A 2,628-nucleotide genomic window follows, 5' to 3' on the forward strand; every position below is an offset into this window, starting at 1 on the left:
CATGCACAGCCGAGGTCGAAGTGATGAATCCGGCCGCACCGGAGAACACCGCGGTGATGCTCTGCGCACCGACCGTCGCGAACTGCTGCGTGATCGAACCCTTGCCCTCGCCATCGAGGGTCACCGCAGCACCGAGATCAACGCCGCCGTTCTTGAACTGCACCGTGCCACCGACCGGAACCGGCGAAACCTGCACGTCGAAGGTGACGTCCGCGCCCTCGACCGCAGTGGCCGGACCGGTCACCGACGTCGTGGTGGCGACATCCGCCGGGGTGACGTTCACGTTGTGCGCACCCGAGGTCGACGGCTGGAACTCACCCGCACCCGAATACACCGCGGTGACGCTGCGCGCACCCGTCGCGAACTGCTGCGTGATCGAACCCTTGCCCTGCGCATCGAGGGTCACCGGGCCACCGAGATTGGTTGCGCCGTCCTTGAACTGCACCGTGCCACCCGACGGAATGGGCGAGACCTGCACGTTCAAGGTCACGTCCGCACCGGCAACCGCCGTCGCCGGACCCGTCACCGCAGTCGTCGTGACGACGTCCGCCGGGGTGACCGGCACGTTCTGCGCCGCCGAGACCGACTCGCTGGCCTTCGCCGTACCCAGGAACTTCGCCGTCAGGCTGTGACCACCCGCAGCAGCGGGCGTCCAGGCGAACGCCGCCTTGCCCGCGGCCAGCGGGCCCTGGCCGAGCTTCGTCGTGCCGTCGAAGAACTCGACGACGTTGCCGTCGACGCCGCCGGTGACCGTCGCACTCAGCGGAACCGACTGACCCACCCTCACACCCGCCGGCACCGCGGCCAACGCCGTCGTCGAGACGTTCTTGCTCACCGTGACGGTCGTTCCCTTGTTCGGGTAGCTCCCCGAACCCAGCGTGCCAGAGTAGTCCGTCCACGTGTTCATCGCGACGTCGCGGTCGCAGTTCGCGCCGACCTTGTACGAGAACTCGAAGGTGTGCGACTTCGGGTTGATGTTCGGGTACACCGCCCAACTGCCAGTGACCCGCGCGAAGTCCGCGCCCTGACTCTCGAGCCCATGAGGAGAGCCGTCGACCTTCGCCGAGCCCTCCACATACGTCAGGCACGCGGGGTGGAAGTCCTTGACCGCCTGGATGTACTCCACCGGAGTGCTCGACCGCATGAACTTCATCGACGACGTGACAATCTCGCCCTCGACCGGCGTCACATTGCTGACCGTCCGGACGAAGTTGCTGCCGCCGTCGGCCCAGGACACCGAACCCGGCGCCGCACCAGCCATGCCGACGCCGGCGGTGACCGCAAACCCGGCCGCCACCGCGAACGCGCTCACACCACCGATCACCCGGCGGGTGTTTCCTACAGACATTGTTTCCCTCTCGATGACAATCCAGGACGCCCGTCCAACTTTTTGGATTCGGCTCAGGGTAACGCACCAAGCCGATTGTCACGGGCAGATCACGGTGAGAAATTTGAGCGAGATCGGAGGTTCGGCGCGACACCGCCCAGCGAAGCATCGCAGCTCGAGAAAAGTGGCCTTGAACTGCCATTTCATGCAGGGAACACACCACCCCAGGCAGTGGCCGTGACGGCCGGTTACGTTTGTTGCTGGCCGGTAATTGTTTCGTTCAGCTGACGAATTCTCCCGACCAATCGGTCATTTCAACCCCGGTTCAGATCTTTGCCATGAATACGGGTGTGGCCCCTGCCGGACTTCCGGCAGGGGCCACACTCACGTCACTTTGTCAGGAGTTCTGACGGCCTAGGAAGAACCGAACAGGTTCCCCAGCGAACCGCCCGCACCGTTTCCACCCTCGACGGGCTCGTCGACGGTGATGATGCCGACCTCTGTGGTCGAGGTCAGGTGGCCCGGGGCGCCACTGTAGATCGCGGTGATCTGGTGCTCACCGGCAGTGGTGAAGGCCTGCGAGCGAGTCGCCTTGCCTGCGAGCAACCCGACCGGAGCACCGAGCGGCGTGGCGCCGTCCATGAACTGGACGGTTCCACCGGCCGGAGTCGGGGAGACGGTCGCGACCAGGTTCACCGCGGCCCCGTTCTTCGCGGTGGCGGGCATGGCCAGCGCCGTGGTGGTGGCCACGTCTGTGATGACGGGGGCCGACACCTCGACCGTGCTGGGCTGCGAGACCGAGGTCAGGAAGCCGGTCGTTCCACCGAACTCGGCGGTAATGGTGTGCGCGCCGACGGTCGTGAAGGTGTGGCTCAGCTTCGCCTCGCCATTGACCGCGTTAACGGTCTTGCCGATGAGGGCACCACCGTCCTTGAAGAAGATCGTTCCGCCGGACGGGATGGGATCACCGTTCGGGCCCTTCACCTTCGCCCACAGGTCGACGGCCACGCCGGTGGTCGCGGTCGCCGGGGCGGTCGCGGTCGTGGTGGTGGCGACGTCGGTCGGGACCGGCGCGCTCACCGTCACGGTGTGTGCCGCCGAGGTCGAACCCTGGAACTCACCCGCACCCGAGTACACCGCGGTGATGCTACGAGCACCCGCCGCCGCGAACTGCTGCGTGATGGAGCCCCTACCCTCGGAATCGAGGTTCACGACGCCACCGATGTTGGTGCCACCGTCCTTGAACTGCACCGTGCCACCGGCGGGAGCCGGCGAAACCTGCACGCTCAGAACCACATCCG

General features: G+C 66.2%; 2 protein-coding genes. Both read right to left on the reverse strand.

From position 1 onward, the window contains the following. A partial coding sequence (locus RT2_RS24870; protein WP_139280393.1) for an Ig-like domain-containing protein occupies window positions 1-1,348 on the reverse strand: 1,348 nt, incomplete at its 3' end. Between the two features lie 393 nt (window positions 1,349-1,741). Continuing rightward, on the reverse strand, window positions 1,742-2,628 hold an 887-nt coding region (locus tag RT2_RS24875), incomplete at its 5' end, for an Ig-like domain-containing protein (protein WP_139280394.1).

Origin of the sequence: Rhodococcus tukisamuensis NBRC 100609, assembly GCF_001894985.1 — a bacterium.
Taxonomy (GTDB): domain Bacteria; phylum Actinomycetota; class Actinomycetes; order Mycobacteriales; family Mycobacteriaceae; genus Rhodococcus_G; species Rhodococcus_G tukisamuensis.